This window comes from Anaerosporomusa subterranea, assembly GCF_001611555.1.
Classification (GTDB): Bacteria; Bacillota; Negativicutes; order Sporomusales; family Acetonemataceae; genus Anaerosporomusa; species Anaerosporomusa subterranea.
In genome coordinates this window covers 109,917-126,649 of sequence record NZ_LSGP01000017.1, presented here as the reverse complement: position 1 = coordinate 126,649, position 16,733 = coordinate 109,917, and the positions used below count along the sequence as shown (strand labels likewise).

General features: G+C 50.6%; 11 protein-coding genes. 1 reads left to right on the top strand and 10 read right to left on the bottom strand.

The features are described 5' to 3' along the window. Positions 1–50: 50 nt before the first annotated feature. From AXX12_RS08145 to AXX12_RS08135, 3 genes are all read right to left on the bottom strand, one after another. Positions 51–1,436 carry a CCA tRNA nucleotidyltransferase gene (locus tag AXX12_RS08145; protein ID WP_066240772.1) on the bottom strand — a complete coding sequence of 462 codons (1,386 nt, stop codon included), beginning with the start codon at positions 1,434–1,436 and terminating at the stop codon, positions 51–53. 67 nt (positions 1,437–1,503) lie between these two features. Continuing rightward, on the bottom strand, positions 1,504–2,496 hold the full coding sequence (locus AXX12_RS08140; RefSeq protein WP_066240769.1) for a metallophosphoesterase family protein: 993 nt from the start codon (positions 2,494–2,496) through the stop codon (positions 1,504–1,506). 36 nt (positions 2,497–2,532) lie between these two features. Further along, positions 2,533–3,831: a hexokinase family protein gene (locus tag AXX12_RS08135; RefSeq protein ID WP_066240766.1), complete on the bottom strand. Its 1,299-nt coding sequence runs from the start codon at positions 3,829–3,831 to the stop codon at positions 2,533–2,535. Between the two features lie 247 nt (positions 3,832–4,078). Between AXX12_RS08135 and AXX12_RS08130 the strand changes: the two genes are divergently transcribed. After that, positions 4,079–5,446 carry an NAD(P)-dependent oxidoreductase gene (locus AXX12_RS08130; RefSeq protein ID WP_066240764.1) on the top strand — a complete coding sequence of 456 codons (1,368 nt, stop codon included), beginning with the start codon at positions 4,079–4,081 and terminating at the stop codon, positions 5,444–5,446. A 188-nt stretch (positions 5,447–5,634) separates the two neighbouring features. On the opposite strand, the gene AXX12_RS08125 is transcribed toward AXX12_RS08130, so the two are convergent. From AXX12_RS08125 to kdpB, 7 genes are all read right to left on the bottom strand, one after another. Continuing rightward, on the bottom strand, positions 5,635–7,095 hold the full coding sequence (locus tag AXX12_RS08125) for a glycosyl hydrolase family 18 protein (RefSeq protein WP_231881877.1): 1,461 nt from the start codon (positions 7,093–7,095) through the stop codon (positions 5,635–5,637). 413 nt (positions 7,096–7,508) lie between these two features. Beyond that, positions 7,509–8,198, bottom strand: a complete 690-nt coding sequence (locus AXX12_RS08120) for a response regulator (RefSeq protein ID WP_066240758.1) — start codon at positions 8,196–8,198, stop codon at positions 7,509–7,511. Beyond that, complete coding sequence (locus AXX12_RS08115) at positions 8,191–10,941, bottom strand: sensor histidine kinase (protein ID WP_066240756.1); 2,751 nt, start codon at positions 10,939–10,941, stop codon at positions 8,191–8,193. Before AXX12_RS08115 ends, AXX12_RS08120 begins: the two co-directional genes overlap by 8 nt. A 340-nt stretch (positions 10,942–11,281) precedes the next feature. Beyond that, positions 11,282–11,968, bottom strand: a complete 687-nt coding sequence (locus AXX12_RS08110; RefSeq protein ID WP_066240754.1) for a response regulator transcription factor — start codon at positions 11,966–11,968, stop codon at positions 11,282–11,284. A 24-nt stretch (positions 11,969–11,992) separates the two neighbouring features. Further along, positions 11,993–14,032: a sensor histidine kinase gene (locus AXX12_RS08105; protein WP_066240751.1), complete on the bottom strand. Its 2,040-nt coding sequence runs from the start codon at positions 14,030–14,032 to the stop codon at positions 11,993–11,995. Positions 14,033–14,061: 29 nt separating this feature from the next. Continuing rightward, positions 14,062–14,637, bottom strand: a complete 576-nt coding sequence (kdpC, locus tag AXX12_RS08100; RefSeq protein WP_066240748.1) for a potassium-transporting ATPase subunit KdpC — start codon at positions 14,635–14,637, stop codon at positions 14,062–14,064. A gap of 64 nt (positions 14,638–14,701) precedes the next feature. Next, a complete protein-coding gene (gene kdpB, locus AXX12_RS08095) occupies positions 14,702–16,732 on the bottom strand; it encodes a potassium-transporting ATPase subunit KdpB (protein ID WP_066240745.1) in 2,031 nt (676 codons plus the stop codon). Between the last annotated feature and the right edge of the window lies 1 nt (position 16,733).

The following is a 16,733-nucleotide window of genomic DNA, read 5'->3' as shown; positions in this document are numbered from 1 at the left end:
ACCTCGATGTACTCGTCAAGCCCTCTATGAACTCTGCGGTAACACGCGACCTATCGCGGCTCCTGCCGCCTCGCCCGCGCCGCCAACGCCTCTATTAAGTTCTCACGGTTATTTACTAGCTGGCCGGACTGGACGCGGGTTAGCAGGTCGATTTGAAACAGGCGTACCTGTTCGCCAGTTCCCAGCGTTTTGGCGATATCGCCGCCGGTTATTGCCAGTTGACTAGGATAAAATGGGACTTCATCGAGAATCTTTGTGGTCAACGCATTGACTTCCCGCCAGTCCTCGACTCCTGGATCGACATGGCCGCCCACCCGGTCAGCCCAGTGCAATTGAAGCAGTTGGCTAATGGCCTGCTGCATAATTTCTGCTCGGGAAAACTGTTGAGACAACCGTCGCAGCCATTTCAGCACGGCTTTGTAGTCCGGCTCAGGCATTTGCATATGCCGACGAATCAGCCAAGCAATCCGCTTTACCTCGTTTGGAGGTAACTTGAGGCGTTCTAGAATGTCGCGAGCCAATTCAGCGCCTTTAGCATCATGGCCAGGATCAGAGTAATTCCCCTTTTTATTGATAATCCGGACTCCTTGCCAGCCTTTGCCGACATCATGCAAAAGTGCCGCCCAACGCAGAGTCAGTTGGCGCGGCGCTTCGCAAACAACTGCCAGCGTATGGCCCCAACCGTCAAAGTAATGATAGGCCGGGTTTTGTGGCAATCCATCAAGATGCCGCAGCTCTGGCAAAATGGGAACAGAGATATCTTGCCCATTCTCCCGTGAGCGACAAGTACAATCAAGCAGGCCAGACTGCAGCATCACTGTCAGCCCCTTGTCAGGATGGTCAGATAGCAGGGTCTTCTCGATTTCACTTTTCACCCGTTCGACCGATAATCCGCTAACCCTCGCTAGACAAGCCGATATGGCGCTAAGCGTTTCTGGCTCAATAGCAAACCCAAGCTGGCCAGCGAAACGGGCAGCGCGAAACATGCGCAAGCCGTCCTCAGCAAAGCGGAGTCGGGGGGTACCAACGGTTCGGATGAATTTCTTCTCGATATCACGCAAACCGCCAAATTGATCGACAATCTGACCGTCGATATCCATGGCTAACGCATTTATCGTAAAATCACGGCGCGAAAGGTCATCAGCTAGACTAGTACAGTACGTCACGCTAGCTGGTCGGTGGCTGTCGTCGCCATAGATTTCACTGCGATAGGTAGTCACTTCATAACTGTCTTGACCAATGATAATAACCATGACGCCGAACGCTGCGCCGACCTCAACGATCTTCCAGTTGTATGCGCTAGCCACTTCGCGGATGCTTTCCGGTAAGGCATTTGTCGCAATGTCGATATCGGTTGCAGGCTTACCAAGGACATAGTCGCGCACCGCGCCGCCGACGATATATGCTTGATATCCGCTGTCGAGCAGCGCCTTCATAATTTGTTTTGCTTGTAATATAGAAATCGCCTCAAATCTGCAATGTACTGATCTACCTCATCCCCTCTTAGAGCTTTGGCGCTGGGATGACTCGCTCGCCCGGCAGCCAGGCCTGAGCGTTATGATCATACATACGTATGACTACCCGATCGGGGTATAAAAACAGCGAATTGGTTGCCAAGCCTTGGTGACGGGAGACCTGCACATCGTCTGATGTTAGATAGCTTGACCCATTCAGATCTGGATTATGAACATTCAGCACCCTGCCTTGATACAGGTTTTCTGGTGAGTTATTCGACCGATGCGAGGGCGCCAGATGGATATGACCGGATACCCAGAGAAAAACCTGTGGGTTAGCTTGGAGCATCTCAGCGATCACTACCGACGGCTGAGCGCAAAAGTCCTGTTTGCCGACATTGTTACCATTGCCTGAGTAGGTGTTCTGTAGCGGAGCGTGAAAAAAGATAAGAGTAGGCAAGTTGCGATTAATCGTCAGAGTTTGTTTCAGCCAGTCGAGCTGTCCCTTTGACAGAGAGGCTAGATATGCGCTGTCGAGATCATCGGCTGATAGGAAAACCAGCAAATAGCCTTGCAGCTTCTTGCTATAAAAGTGGTCTTCCAGAGAAAAAAGTTGGCGAAAACGCAGCAGCTTCTCTCGGCGCTGCTCAGGCAGCGCTTTGCGGTTTTTGCCACTCGGACCTAGTTGATCGTCATAGATGAAGTCATGATTGCCCGTTATAGCGAAGACCGGCGCTTTAAGTTGGCTAAAGAAGCTTTTTGCATAGGCATATTCTGCCGTTGTTCCCCGGGTTTGCACCGTATCGCCTAACACGGCAACAGCATTGAGATCATTCCAGCTATTGAGATTCTCAATCACTCGCGTCTTTGCGTCTCGCTGGTTGCCGGGAAGATGCAGGTCTGACAGTAGCGCAATATGCGAATAGGCACGTCCTTCTATGGAGACGCTCCGGCGTCCGCTCAAGTCAGGCAGCAGCAGGAACGCTGCCGTCGTCAAGACTATGATTCCAACTACACAGAGCGCCCAGACTCTGCTTTTCATACATCTAGCCTCCTTTTCACCAGCCAAGCGCAGCGCCTAACGCCGCGACGAACTAATCGCTGCCGCTACAGCCGCGCCGATGCCTGATCCGTCCTTGACCAGACAAGTGCGAGCAGCAGCTAATGGCAAATGACGGACCAGCGCCCTTTCTATTGTCTCCCGGTAACCAGGCATTCTTTCATATAAGGAGCCATCGACGGCAATCATCTGTCTGGCAGTCATCGAAGGATCAAGCCGACGCAGAACCCCCAACAAGGCGGCTGCTGTCAATCGGGCCGACCGGGTGACAATGAGCACCGCGGTGGTCTTGACTACCCGGCGCTCTGCAAGTGCAGTCTCCAGTTCCAGCAGATCTCGGCAAAAATCGCCGATTCGCAGCAAAGCCGAGCTTTCATCCGTCAGCAAGGAGCTCATCATCTCGGTTGGCAGCGAATACGGCTGGCTGATACGGTCTGAATTAAACTGCAGAATTTTAGCATTACTTAGACTGATCAAAACCAACCGGAATAATTCGCCGAGGTAGCGGCCAGACACTTGCTTCTCAAGCAATTGCTCACCAGGTTTTTCACTGCTTTTATCCAGTGCAGCATCAAAGGCTGTCCCCATACCGGGGTCAAAGTTACCTGACTCCATATTGATAACCATCCGCCCGCCATGCGCTTCTGGTTCGAGGTAGGCCACATTGTGACCAGTACCGCAAATTGCTCCGGCGACTACCCCTTCCCCTGCATAGGCTGCCGTCAGATAGGCCCCCACCGTATCATTAATCACAACCACAGGCTTTATACGGTTAAGCCCGCGACTGGCTAAGGCATCAGTCAACAAACTGGTGATATCTTTGCCTTCGACGCCAGCTGTACGCACTTCTTTTGTCCAACGAATGAGTTCAGCCTTATTGGCGGTAACTTGGCGACAGGGAAACGAAAAGGTATGACCAAGCTGCCATTCGCCAGTTGGCGCGAATTCGCCGATGGCTGAAGCAATCGAGTCAAACAGCGCATCGCCACTCATGCTGCTTGCAGCCAGATCTACGCCAGACTCTGGGTCATGCAGCGGCCAGGACTTCTGCCGCAGCACCCGGGCTTTGCGGTTACCCTCAAGCAGAACAGCAAGCAGGCGAAGATTAGTGCCGCCAAAGTCCAAAGCCAAATACTCACCTGTCTCCTGGCCGCTTGGAGCATCAATAAAGGAAGGTAACATTTTTAGCCGCGAGGGCAAACCCATCAGACCGCTTTCCATTTCCACTGCAAAGCGGTCGGCAACAGCATCTAACTCGGCTGCTGAAATAGAAAACTGACCATATAGGGTGGCGATTGCCCGGAACATTTCATTCATCTATATCCCTCCAATCCCCTTGCAACATATCTTCCCCTTATCCAGCCTGATTCCTGCAAGAAGATTCGCAACAGTGCGGAAAAAGACGAATCTGTTGCCATTACAAAGCAGGTGCTGTATGATGAAGAGAATATACTACGCCAGTCCTCTGGAAGAGAACCCTCTGTGTTCACTCTGCGACCTCTGTGCACTCTGCGGTAAAACGTAGCTCCACCCATCAACCTGTATTTGTAAAGGATGATTACAAATGTTAATTGATAAGAAAACTGACTTTGATGGTGAGTCCTGGGATTTTGATGAAGTCGATCAGGGCCTCACCGTCCGCGAAGCTATTGCCGAGGCTAGACGTTGCTTAAACTGCCCCAAACCGCTTTGTCGCATCGGCTGTCCAATTGAAAATGACATTCCCCGCTTCATTCAGGCCTTAGCTCAAGGCAACATTGGCGAAGCCAGCGCGATCATCGCTCAACGCAGCAGCTTGCCTGCAGTCTGCGGCCGCGTCTGTCCGCATGAAAAGCAATGTGAAGCCCATTGCATTTTGACGAAGAAAAGCTGCGGGGTACGCATTGGCAAGTTAGAACGCTTTATCGCCGACTTTGCCGCCGAAATGGGAGTCACAGCCTCACCTGACGCGCAGGCCTACAAAGGAAAAGTCGCTGTAATCGGCTCCGGTCCCGCCGGCCTGACAGTGGCGGGCGATCTGGCCAAACAAGGCTTTGCGGTCACGATATTTGAGGCGCAGCCCGAAGCCGGCGGAGTCTTGATGTATGGCATTCCCGCATTCCGCCTCAGTCGAGAGGTGGTTCGCCGTGAGATTGAGAAAATAACGCATCTGGGAGTTGAAGTGCGAACAGGAGTGCTTGTTGGTCCTGACATCACAGTGGATGAGTTGTTTGCTCAAGAGTATGACGCCATTTTTATCGGCACAGGTACTGCTTTACCCAAAACCCTAGATGTCCCAGGCAACGATTTGCCTGGCGTTATTCAGGCTACCTATCTTCTCAGCATGGTCAACTTCGCCAACAGCGGTGAGTTTGACCGTCGCGAGGTTCCCATCGCCCATGGCGATCGGGTGGCCGTCATCGGCGCTGGCAACGTAGCTATGGATGCGGCGCGGACAGCACTCCGCCTTGGCGCCAGGAGTGTTACTGTAGTCTACCGCCGCACACAACAAGATATGACTGCTCTGCAGTCAGAATATGAGCAAGCAGCCGCTGAGGGAGTGAACTTTCTCTGGTTGGCCAGCCCGGTGGATTTTCGTGGTCAAGACCGTGTTACCGAACTTGACTTTGAAGTCATGCAAGTCAACAGCGAAGGCAAGCTTTGCCCGAGCGGCGAACATGGCACTCTGCCAGTTGATAAAATCGTGTTAGCAATCGGGCAACGACCAGCAGCTCGCATCGTATCCACCACTACTGGCATCGAGGTCAACCCTTATGGCTATGTCATCACAAAAGACCGTCCCTATGGAATGACCACCCGCAAAGGCGTCTTTGCAGGCGGCGACGTCGTCCATGAACCTGCCACAGTGGTACTGGCGATGAAAGAAGCCAAGAAGGTTGCTGCAGGGATGGCAGTATATATTGAGGCGAAAAAACTCCTCGAAGATTGCTGAGCAGACCGCCTATAACACCCCATCTGCGTTGTTGGCCCCGTGAACCCATGGCTAGCGTACTTTCCAGTACGCGTCACTGCTGGGCTCACGGGGCCGCCTAGCATCTGGGGCCTTCTAGACGGTCTGCGGGATATGAAATGGTTATAATGTAAATCCCCGGCAATCAATGTGATTGGCCGGGGATTTTGTTATTTTTTGCTTACCTTTGGTTTTGCTTTTAATTCCTTCTCCAGTACCGGCCAGATATGCGGTGCTTCGAAGCCCTTGCGCCAGGAGGCGGCACCGGCCAGGTCATATTTCTTTACCAAGGCGGCTTTCTTGGCGATGGACTTTTCGTCCTCCAGCCAAATCCGATACAGACTACCATCCTTTTTATACTCGGTATAGAAAAGCCCCTTATCATCAAGCCAAATTGGCTTTAGATTATGCTCTTCTAGTGTTTTCTGGATGTCATCCATTCCGTATGCTTTGGAGCGTACCTTTACTTTACCGTGCTCGTCAATCGTCTCGCGCCATTCTCGCGTATAAAATGGGATACCCATAACTAACTTTTCCCGGGGAATATAGTTGTTAATGATCAAGTCCAGATTGCGGTCAACCCACCCCAGTGAGGATACCGGACCTGCCACCGGGCTTGCACCCCAATGCTCATCATAGGTCATGACCATGACATAATCTACCGCCTGTGCTAAACCCTTTCGATCATAGCACTTGGACCAATTGGGCGACGGACCGGGGACAGTGACATCCACCGAACTGATGACATTCTGCTCGCGCAACGCGTCAGCCAAACGCTTAACGAAACCAGTTAGGCGATCGCGATCCTCTTCATAAACATCTTCAAAGTCAATGTTGATGCCGTCAAGATCATAAAGCGCAGTATAAACCAGCAATTGGCTGATAATTAGGTCCTGCATCGTCTCGCTGGCAAGAAACTCCTTAGTCAGGTCTGGATCAAAATCACCATTTTTAAATAGTGGCCAAACCTTATATCCCTTGGCATGCGCGTCCTGCACATACTTTAGGTTCGCATTGTTGATCAGCAACCGCCCATCAGCGGAGATCGAGAACCAAGTAGGGGAAATGACATCTAAGCCGCTAATCGTCGCCTGTTTCGTCAAGTCAGGTGAAAAACGCGGAATGTAGTCCCAGACCAGATTCAATTTGCCTTTCGGCGACCACGCAGGACGCACTTTATTAAGCTGCTTATCGGCGAAGCTGGCCCCCCGCTCAATGTACAACCGCCCTGCCTCCTGGTCATGGCGGAGCCGGATCCCAAGTATCTTCTCCATATTTTTAATGTTGACGAAATACTCATTTTCGTGAAGGGTCGCCAAGAAATTCAGGGTGACACCGCTTTTCAGATTGGCGTCAAGTTTCGCAGTCTCCAGCTGCCAATCCGGTTTACTGACCGCAAGCTTAAGCCGCCCCGATTTTTCGTCAAATGAGGACGTCCCTGGCGCAATATGGGTAGGGAAAATAAACGCAGGCACAAGGATCTGTGTCTGACTGATTCTACCGCTGGACACGATCTCGGTCGCACCATCCTTCTGCCGGACATATACCTCAACATATTGCATATCGTCGGTAGAGCTGGCCATTCCCGGCTCAGCCAATCCAATAATAAGCAGCAGGAGCAAGAACACCATTCGTTTCAACACAAACCCTCCTGTAACGTTTCGTACATATTTATTTCTATGAGACAGCCTATAGTTACATTCCATATTCGTTCGTTAAAATCCTGTTGCCGGATTCTGGTGAATCCAAGTTACTGCCCATGTCGGGCAAACTACAAAAATCCTGCAAGCATTCCTCATACTTGCAGGTTATTTTATCTTTAGTTTATCCAACGATCTATCCATGCTGAGTATAGAGTCGAGTAAATTGGAGAAAGGATCGGGCTGAGACTGTGGCGCTGCGGAAGTACCATCTGATAAGACTAACATAATCGGTACTGACGATAAGGGGACTAGCAAATAAACAATGTCCCTGTCCCCATGTTTCTGAGCTACTGCGAAACTTGAGTCAATTATCTCATCAACAAAGCATCACACCACTTATATCATTTACACATCAACCTATACCCTACTCCTGGCTCACTGATAATATAACGTGGCTGAGTCGGATTTTCTTCAATCTTGTGACGCAGTTGACTAATGAATAAACGGATATAATGGGTATCCTCAATATGATATTTGCCCCAAATCGCGCCTAATAACTGTTTGTGAGTAAGCACCTTTCCAGCATGTTGAATTAGTTCTTTCAAAATGTTATATTCAGTCGGTGTCAGCTTTACTTCCCACCCGCCCACGGTAACCCGTCGCTGCGTAATATCTACCTTTAAGTCCCCACATGTAAGAATTAGTTCTTTTTCGGTATGGGATGCCCGTCTAAGAGAAACCCGCATTCGAGCCATAAGTTCGCTTACCCCGAACGGCTTGGTAATATAGTCATCAGCACCGGAATCAAGAGTCTGAACTTTTTCCTGTTCTTGATCGCGAGCAGTAAGAATAATGATCGGCATTTGGGACCATTCCCTTATCTGCTGAACAACCTCCTTGCCGTCGATGTCTGGCAGGCCAAGATCTAATATAATTAAATCGGGAATAAAAATGGCGGCGCGGTTAATACCGTCTCGGCCGGTAACAGCTTCGTCGATATCATAGCCATATACTCGCAATGACACTTTAAGTAGTTTGCGAATTTGAGGATCGTCTTCGATAATCAGGATTCGCATTCCCTTTTCAGTCATAAGCTCTTTCACCTTCAGTCAACGCAAAATCATTTTTGTTGCCAGTAAGTGGAACACTAAAGCTAATTTTAGCACCGCCGCCGCTACGATTCTCGGCCCATATTTTACCGTCATGCGCTTCAATTATAGACTTACAAATGGATAAGCCAAGACCAGTTCCGGGAATAGTATTTTCGCCAAACTGTATTCGATAAAACTTTTCGAATATACGGGGTAAATCGGCTTCAGGTATTCCAATGCCTCGGTCGCCTACAGATACCTGTAGACTATTCTTATCACGACTTCCCCTAATTTCTATACTACTACCCTGTGGAGAATATTTTGCGGCGTTATCCACCAAATTGATAATCACCTGTCCCAGTAGTACACAATCGCCGCGCAATAGAGGTGTATCATCTGGAATTATTATATCCAGAGCTCTGTCTTTGATCTGCTCAGTGAGATTTCTTAACGCTGATCCAATAATATCCTCGATATCACACCAATCAACTTTTAAACGCATCATGCCGCTTTCAAGTCTGGCTGTGTCTAGTAGATTGATAAGAGTCAGGTTCATCCGGGTAGAGCTTACTTTGATGTTCTCGATGAGCTCCCGGCGTTCCTCCGCGGAGTACATAGCTTCCGATTCCAATAATGTCGTTGCAGAGCCGATAATCGAAGACATAGGCGTGCGCAGTTCATGGGAAATGGAGTTAAACAAAGCAGTGTGCAGGCGGTCTGATTCCAATAATAAAGCGGCCTCTCTCGCTTTTCTAGTAAGTTTAACCCGTTCAATTGCAATGGCGGCCAAGCCAGCCCACGCGTCCATAAGACGACGTTGCTCAGGTGTAATTAATTTTTCAATGATGCAAATTCCGAGTACGCCGACTACATTGTCTCTTGTTTGCAACGGAAAATATAAGTATTGTGCGCCAGGCAGCGTGTCGGTTGACCGTCCCGCTACCTGCTTGTGCTGATAAACCCACGTAGCAACTGCTGTTTCGTCATTGTCGATTAACGAGGTGTTTTTATAGTCGCCTGATTCCTGGCGGCTTTCCACGCCAGGTTCATGTTGCGCCCAGACTACCAATTTTTCATTTTCATCTGGCAATAAAACCACTATTCCTCGGTTAAGGGCATCGGCGATTTGGCTGCCTAGCTCCCGAACAATGCTGTCCAAATCGATTGCCGCAGCAATCTCGCGACTGAAATCGAATAAGGCGTGGGTATTTTTCTCCCGCAATCTGGCCGTGACCGCTTCATACCGTAATAGTTCCGTTCTCCCACCAATCACGAAAGCCACAATGAGGAAAGTGAGAAAACTCCATAGATACCGTATGTCATCCACGGAAAAAGTAAATATCGGCGGAATGAACAAGAAATCAAAAGCCAGCACACTGCAGATACCTGTAAAATACGACGGCCACCGACCCCACCAAAAGGCGCTGAACACAACCGGCAGTTGATAAAGCAAGGAGATATTACTATTCTCTATTCCCCCTCTGAGAGCCCAACTGAAAAGCGTCACCACCGCTACCATTAGAAAGCTGCCGCCATAGGGTAGCCAAATTGCCCTTTTACCGGCTGGCTCAGTGGCGATGTTAGACACCTGCACCTGTTCTTCATTGGCTTGAATCACATAAATATTGACACCGCCGCTGCGCCGGATCAGCTTGTCGACAACTGATCCGTGAAAAAGTTCCCACAACCGGCCATGCCGGGGTTTGCCAACGACAATCGACGTAACGTTGTGAACGTGGGCTAACTCCAGTATTTCCGATGCTAAATCCGAGGCACTAGCGCTAAGCGTTTTAGCGCCTAATTCCTCCGCCAGACGCATATTGCGGACGATTCGATCCCGTTCTGCATCTCCAGCGGCGAAACGTCTGGCTGTTTCAATATGAACCGCCAGCCACTCAGCTTGCAGCCCGGCAGATAATCGCCGGGCTGCCCGGATTAACTGTGTCGAAAACGGGCTGGCGCTAACGCATACCATGACCCTTCCCGCCGCCGGCCAAGGCTTATTAATGTTGTGATCTCGCATGTACTCATTAAGATCTTTGTCGACTCGGCTGGCGGTGAAGCGTAGGGACAGTTCCCTGAGCGCGTTAATGTTGCCTGGCCGGAAAAATCGTTGCAGTGCCTGTTCTGCCTGCCCAGGAACATATACTTTGCCTTCCTTGAGGCGCTTGATGAGGTCCTCGGGCGGAATATCGATGAGTTGAACACTATCCGCCTGCTCAATGATATAGTCAGGTACAGTCTCTTTGACCACAATGCCGGTAATTTGAGCCACTACATCGTTGAGGCTCTCAACATGCTGTATATTCAAAGTGGTATAAACGTTTATACCGGCTTTTAATAGCTCGTCTACGTCCTGAAACCGTCGCACGTGACGTGAACCAGATACGTTAGTGTGAGCTAGCTCGTCGATCAGTACCAGTTCGGGGTCACGGGCGATAATAGCGTCAATATCCATTTCCTGCAGTTCTTTATTACGATACTGTAACGTTTTGGCTAGGATTATCTCCAAGCCGGCGACTAAATTTTCTGTTTCTTGACGGCCATGGGTTTCCACCCATCCGATTACTATATCCACGCCCTCGCGGCGACGTTCATGAGCCGACTCCAGCATCGTAAATGTTTTTCCCACTCCTGCTGCAGCGCCGAGAAAAACAGTGAGCTTACCCTTTGATGACCTATTTATTTTCTCTAAAAGCGCATCAGGGTCTGGGCGTTGTTTTTGTCTCTTATTGTTTTGCATTTCGCACTCCTAACACTTTTGCTGTCACCTTTAACGTTTTAAGGCATCCAGCGCTAGATTCAGTTTCCAATACGTTGACGCGCAATTCACCGAACAGTAATCCGCTATCAGAGACTGTTACCAAATCGGCTAGTACAGTACTCAATTCATAGTTATAACTATCTCCGAATAATCCTCGGGTACAGCATCAATCCTAGAGTAAACCCAAAAAAGAACATACCTATGGCTACTGTAAGAACCTCTGAGCCACTCATATTCCCTCTCCTTTCGCCGTAACAATTTTGCGCCCCAATCGTTAAACTCGTTCGGCTTTTATGACCATGATCAGCTCGCCAATTATTTATTGGTATCCCAGCCGATAGCCAACACCGCTTTCGGTGATAATATAGCGTGGCTGGTTCTTTTTATCACCAAGTTTTTGGCGTAGCTTAGATATATAGACTCGTAGGTAATGGCCATCATCAGTTCGATCTTCCCGAAGGACTGCATTCAGCTGTTGCCGGGCAACGACCTTGCCAGGATGCTGTGCTAAGGCACTCAAAACAAGATATTCTTTGGGTGTAAGGAACACTGATTTATCGCCTACCGTCACGTAGCGGCGCACCAAGTCGACTGATAGGTCACCACACGTAACGATCGGTCTACTGTCAATCACGACAACCCGCCTTAAGAGTGCACGTATTCTAGCCATCAATTCATCGGCGCTAAAAGGTTTGGTTAAATAGTCATCCGCCCCGGCATCTAGCGATGCAACCTTGTCTCCATCTTTGTTTCTCTCGCTCAGCATCATCACCGGTACATTCGACTCTTGCCGAATGCGGCGGATAACTTCAAGTCCATCCATATCCGGCAGGCACAAATCCAAGATAATGATGTTTGGTCTATGCGTTGCTGCATACTGGATACCTTCAGCACCATTTCGGGCTATTTCACTCTGATAGTTGTTAGCCGCAAAAATTCTTGTTAGCAGTTTCCACTCCCGCGGCTCCTGATTGATTACGAGAACCTGCGGTCCCTTGCCAGACAAAGCTATCACCTCTTTCAGCCGCAGCTACTCACTTCTTATACAGGCACAGCTCGGCTGCCGCGTAGCCTCGCGGGTCTGTTCGGCTAATTTTACCCGTTCCACCGCAATGGCAGCCAAGCCAATCCAGGCGTCCATGAGCCGCCGCTGCTCGGGAGTAACGTTCTTAGCAATCACTTGTATACCAAATACACCTACCACAGTTTCATGGGCTTTAAGAGGAATATACAAATATTTCGCCCCAGGCAGGGTCTCGGTGGAACGTCCGGCGCTCTGCCCGTGTTCATAGACCCAGGAGGCAACAGCAGCCTCAGCCGAGTCAAGCAGCGGCTGCCCCAGAACATTGGCTGGTCCAGTTGTTTTAAGGTTATGCTCACCCCTGAGGACCAATTTGCCGCCATTGTCAGGAAGCAGGATGACTACTTCCCGATCCAGCGTTTCTGACGCCTGCCTCGCCATACCGGCGGCAATAACCTGCAGGTCGCTGACGGCAGCAATCTCACGGCTAAATTCATATAAGGCGCGGGTACTTTTTTCCCTCTGTCTGGCCTCCAGCGCCTCATGCCGGAGAAGCTCAGTCCGCCCGCCAATAACAAAGGCCACAATTAAAAAGGTGACAAAACTCCATAGATAGCGGATGTCATCCACGGCAAAGTTCAGTGTCGGCGCAATAAAGAAAAAATCAAAAGTAATGACGCTGCATAACGCGGTGAAATAGGAAGGCCAGCGCCCCCACCAGTAGGCGCTCAGCGTCACCGGCAACTGGTAAAGCAGGACGATATTGACAAGCTCAATCCTATTCTTTAAGAGCAGACTGGCCAGTGTTATCAGAGCCGTCATGATAAGCCCCACCGCATAGTGATGCCATGGCTCAGGGCTGGCTATGGGGTTCGCGGCCTTGATGGCAGAAACCTGTTCCGGTTCTTCTATGCCCTGAATGACATATACGTTGATGCCGCCGCTCTGCCGAATAAGTTTATCTACTACCGAGCCATGCCACAGTTCCCAAAGGCGGCTGTGGCGCGGTTTTCCAATGACGATGGCTGTCACATTGTGAGCGCGGGCCACCTCAAGTATTTCTTGCGTGAGCTCATTGCCAACCACGGTCAGCGTTTTGGCCCCGAGTTCTTCCGCCAATTGCATGTTGCGCGCCACCCGGTCACGCTCTTTGTCGCCCATGGGAAACCGCCGTTTAGCCGCTTCGATGTGTACGGCTAAACAGTCCGCATGAAGTCCGCCGGCCAGCCGCCGCGCCGCCCGGATGAGTTGGGCGGAGAAGGGGCTGCCGCTCACGCAGACCATGACACGTCCGGCGGCAGGCCACGGCCCTTCGATGCGATGAGCTCGCATGTATTGGTTTACGTCTTTGTCCACCCGGTTGGCGGTAAAGCGAAGAGCCAGTTCCCGGAGAGCGCTGATGTTGCCGGGACGAAAAAACTTTCGCAAAGCCTGCTCGGCTTGCCCCGGTACATAGACCTTGCCTTCCTTTAAACGTTTAATCAGGTCTTGCGGCGGAATATCGATAAGTTGGACGGTATCCGCCTGCTCGACCATATGGTCTGGAACCGTCTCCCTGACAATAACGCCGGTTATTTGGGCCACGACGTCGTTAAGGCTTTCAATATGCTGGACATTGAGTGTGGTATACACATCAATGCCAGCATACAGGATTTCCTCCACATCCTGAAAGCGCCTCACATGGCGTGAGCCTGGAATATTGGTATGCGCCAATTCATCAACCAGTACCAGTTCGGGTTTGCGAGCCAAGATGGCGTCAATATTCATCTCCGCCAGGCTTTTTCCCCGGTAATCTATCATCAGAGGTTCAATGCGCGGCAACCCTACTACCATCTGCTCGGTCTCCTGGCGGCCATGCGTCTCAATCCAGCCGATGACGACATCGACGCCATCCTTCAGTTTGTTATGGGCAGCTTCCAGCATAGTGAAGGTTTTACCTACCCCGGCTGCCGCACCTAAAAATACCGTTAGTTTTCCCTGAGATTCTTTGGCAATCTGCTCTAAGAGTTCATCAGGATTCAGGCGCTTTTCTTCTTTAGTTTCCGCCATATCCTCCCCCCTGTCGCCGGTCTATGCCTTTACTTTACAGCATCAAGAGCCAGATTAAGTTTTAGCACATTGACGCGTGGTTCACCAAACACTCCAAACTGACGGCCTTTCACATAACTGTCAACAGTTTTCTTTATTTGTTCGACTGAAAGGCCGCGTTCTTTAGCTACCCGTTCCACCTGCAGATAAGCAGCTGCCGGAGAAATATGCGGATCAAGGCCGCTGCCTGACGCCAGCACTAAATCAGCAGGAACCAGCCCTTTTTCATCTAGCCCATTTTCTTCCCGCACTTTTTTTATAGTATCAGACGTGGTATCCACTAATTTTTTATTGGTCGGCCCGAGGTTGGAGCCGGACGAACTCGATGCGTCATAGCCATCCTTGCCAGCCGCTGAAGGGCGACTGTGGAAATAGCCGGAGTTGGCAAAATTCTGCCCGATTAGCTCTGATCCTATCGGTTTACCATCTTTGCTGATTAGCGACCCATTGGCCTGATGAGGAAACAGCGCCTGCGCCACCCCGGTCACAGCCAATGGATAGGCTAACCCTATAATAATGGTCAATACCATTAACATGAGGAAAGAATTTATCATTTGTCGTAACATCAATTTTTTGACTTCCTTTCTTATAGTAACATCAGGACGCCAGATGTTTTTTCATAGAATCGACCTACACTAGCCCGAGAGCAACAATCAGCATATCGATGAGTTTAATCCCGATGAACGGGACGACGAGCCCGCCAAGGCCGTATATGAATAGGTTGCGCCGCAAAATTACGTCTGCGCCAAGGGGCTGGTATTTCACGCCTCTGAGGGCCAATGGTATTAGGGCAACAATGATGATCGCGTTAAAGATCACAGCGCTTAAGATAGCGCTTTCCGGCGTTGCCAGGCCCATGATATTAAAGGTGTTGAGCACCGGGTATGTGCCCGCGAACATGGCGGGAAGAATCGCAAAGTATTTAGCCACATCATTAGCGATGCTAAACGTCGTCAGCGAGCCGCGCGTCATTAATAGCTGTTTGCCAATTTCCACAACCGCAATCAGTTTGGTTGGATTCGAGTCAAGATCCACCATATTGCCGGCCTCTTTCGCCGCCTGAGTGCCGCTGTTCATAGCTACTCCCACGTCGGCTTGAGCGAGCGCCGGCGCATCATTGGTACCGTCACCAGTCATGGCAACCAGCATTCCTTTGTCCTGGTACTCGCGGATAAGCGCCAGCTTGGCCTCCGGTGTGGCTTCGGCGAGGAAATCATCCACGCCAGCCTCAGCGGCAATAGCGGCGGCGGTCAACGGATTGTCGCCCGTAATCATGACCGTCTTAATTCCCATTTGTCTTAGTTCGCGGAATCGTTCTTTAATGCCGCCTTTGACAATGTCTTTTAAATAGATAACCCCAAGCACCTGTGAACCTTGGGCTACGACCAGCGGCGTGCCTCCAGCCTTGGCAATCGTTTCACAGGCTGCCTTGACTTTTTCGGGAAACATGCCGCCTTGCCGATCTACATATTTTCGAATGGCATCAATGGCGCCTTTACGGATTTCTTGCCCTTTCATGTTGACACCGCTCATGCGGGTCTGAGCGGTAAATGGCACAAAGTCCGCATCGATGGCGTGCAGGTCGCGCTCCCGGATATTATATTTTTCTTTAGCCAGCACGACAACGCTCCGCCCTTCAGGCGTTTCATCAGCCAGCGACGCCAGTTGGGCCGCATCGGCAAGCTGGGATTCGCTTATATCAGGCGCGGGGATAAACTCGGTCGCCATGCGGTTGCCTAAGGTGATAGTACCGGTTTTGTCAAGCAACAGCACATTTACGTCGCCTGCTGCCTCTACCGCCCGGCCGGACATGGCCAGCACGTTACGTTGTAAGAGACGGTCCATCCCGGCTATACCGATAGAGGATAAGAGGCCGCCGATGGTGGTTGGAATGAGACAGACCAGAAGAGAAATTAACGTAGCGACCGTAACAAGCGTGCCGGAATAGATGGCAAAGGGTTCAATGGTAACGACAGCCACTAAAAAGATGATGGTAAGACCAACAAGCAAAATGGTGAGAGCAATCTCATTCGGTGTTTTCTGCCGCTTCGCCCCTTCCACGAGGCTGATCATCTTATCAAGAAAGGTTTCGCCAGGGTTGGCGGTGATGCGCACCTTAATCCAGTCGGACAGCACCCGCGTACCGCCGGTGACTGACGACCGATCGCCGCCTGACTCGCGGATAACAGGAGCAGATTCACCGGTAACGGCGCTTTCGTCCACTGAGGCCATGCCATCGATAACTTCGCCGTCACCGGGAATGAACTCGCCTGCCTGCACACGAACCACGTCGCCTTTCCTGAGTTCTGCGGCGTCTACCTGTTTAACGCTGCCGTTAACGACCTTATTCGCTTTTGTTTTGGTGCGGGCGCTTCGTAAAGCCTGGGCTTGTGCTTTGCCTCGCCCTTCGGCCACCGCCTCGGCAAAATTGGCGAACAAGACGGTAAACCACAGCCAAAGTGTAATCTGCAGAGTAAAGAAATTGTTGGATGCGTTGCCGCTAATTAGGTCCCTGGCCAATAGACCGGTGGTCAGAAACGCGCCAATATAGACGATAAACATAACTGGATTACGGACTTGCGTCTTGGGGTTGAGCTTGCGAAATGCATCACGAATGGCTTCCCCCAGAATTTCGCGGTTAAAACTGCTGCGAGTGCTCATA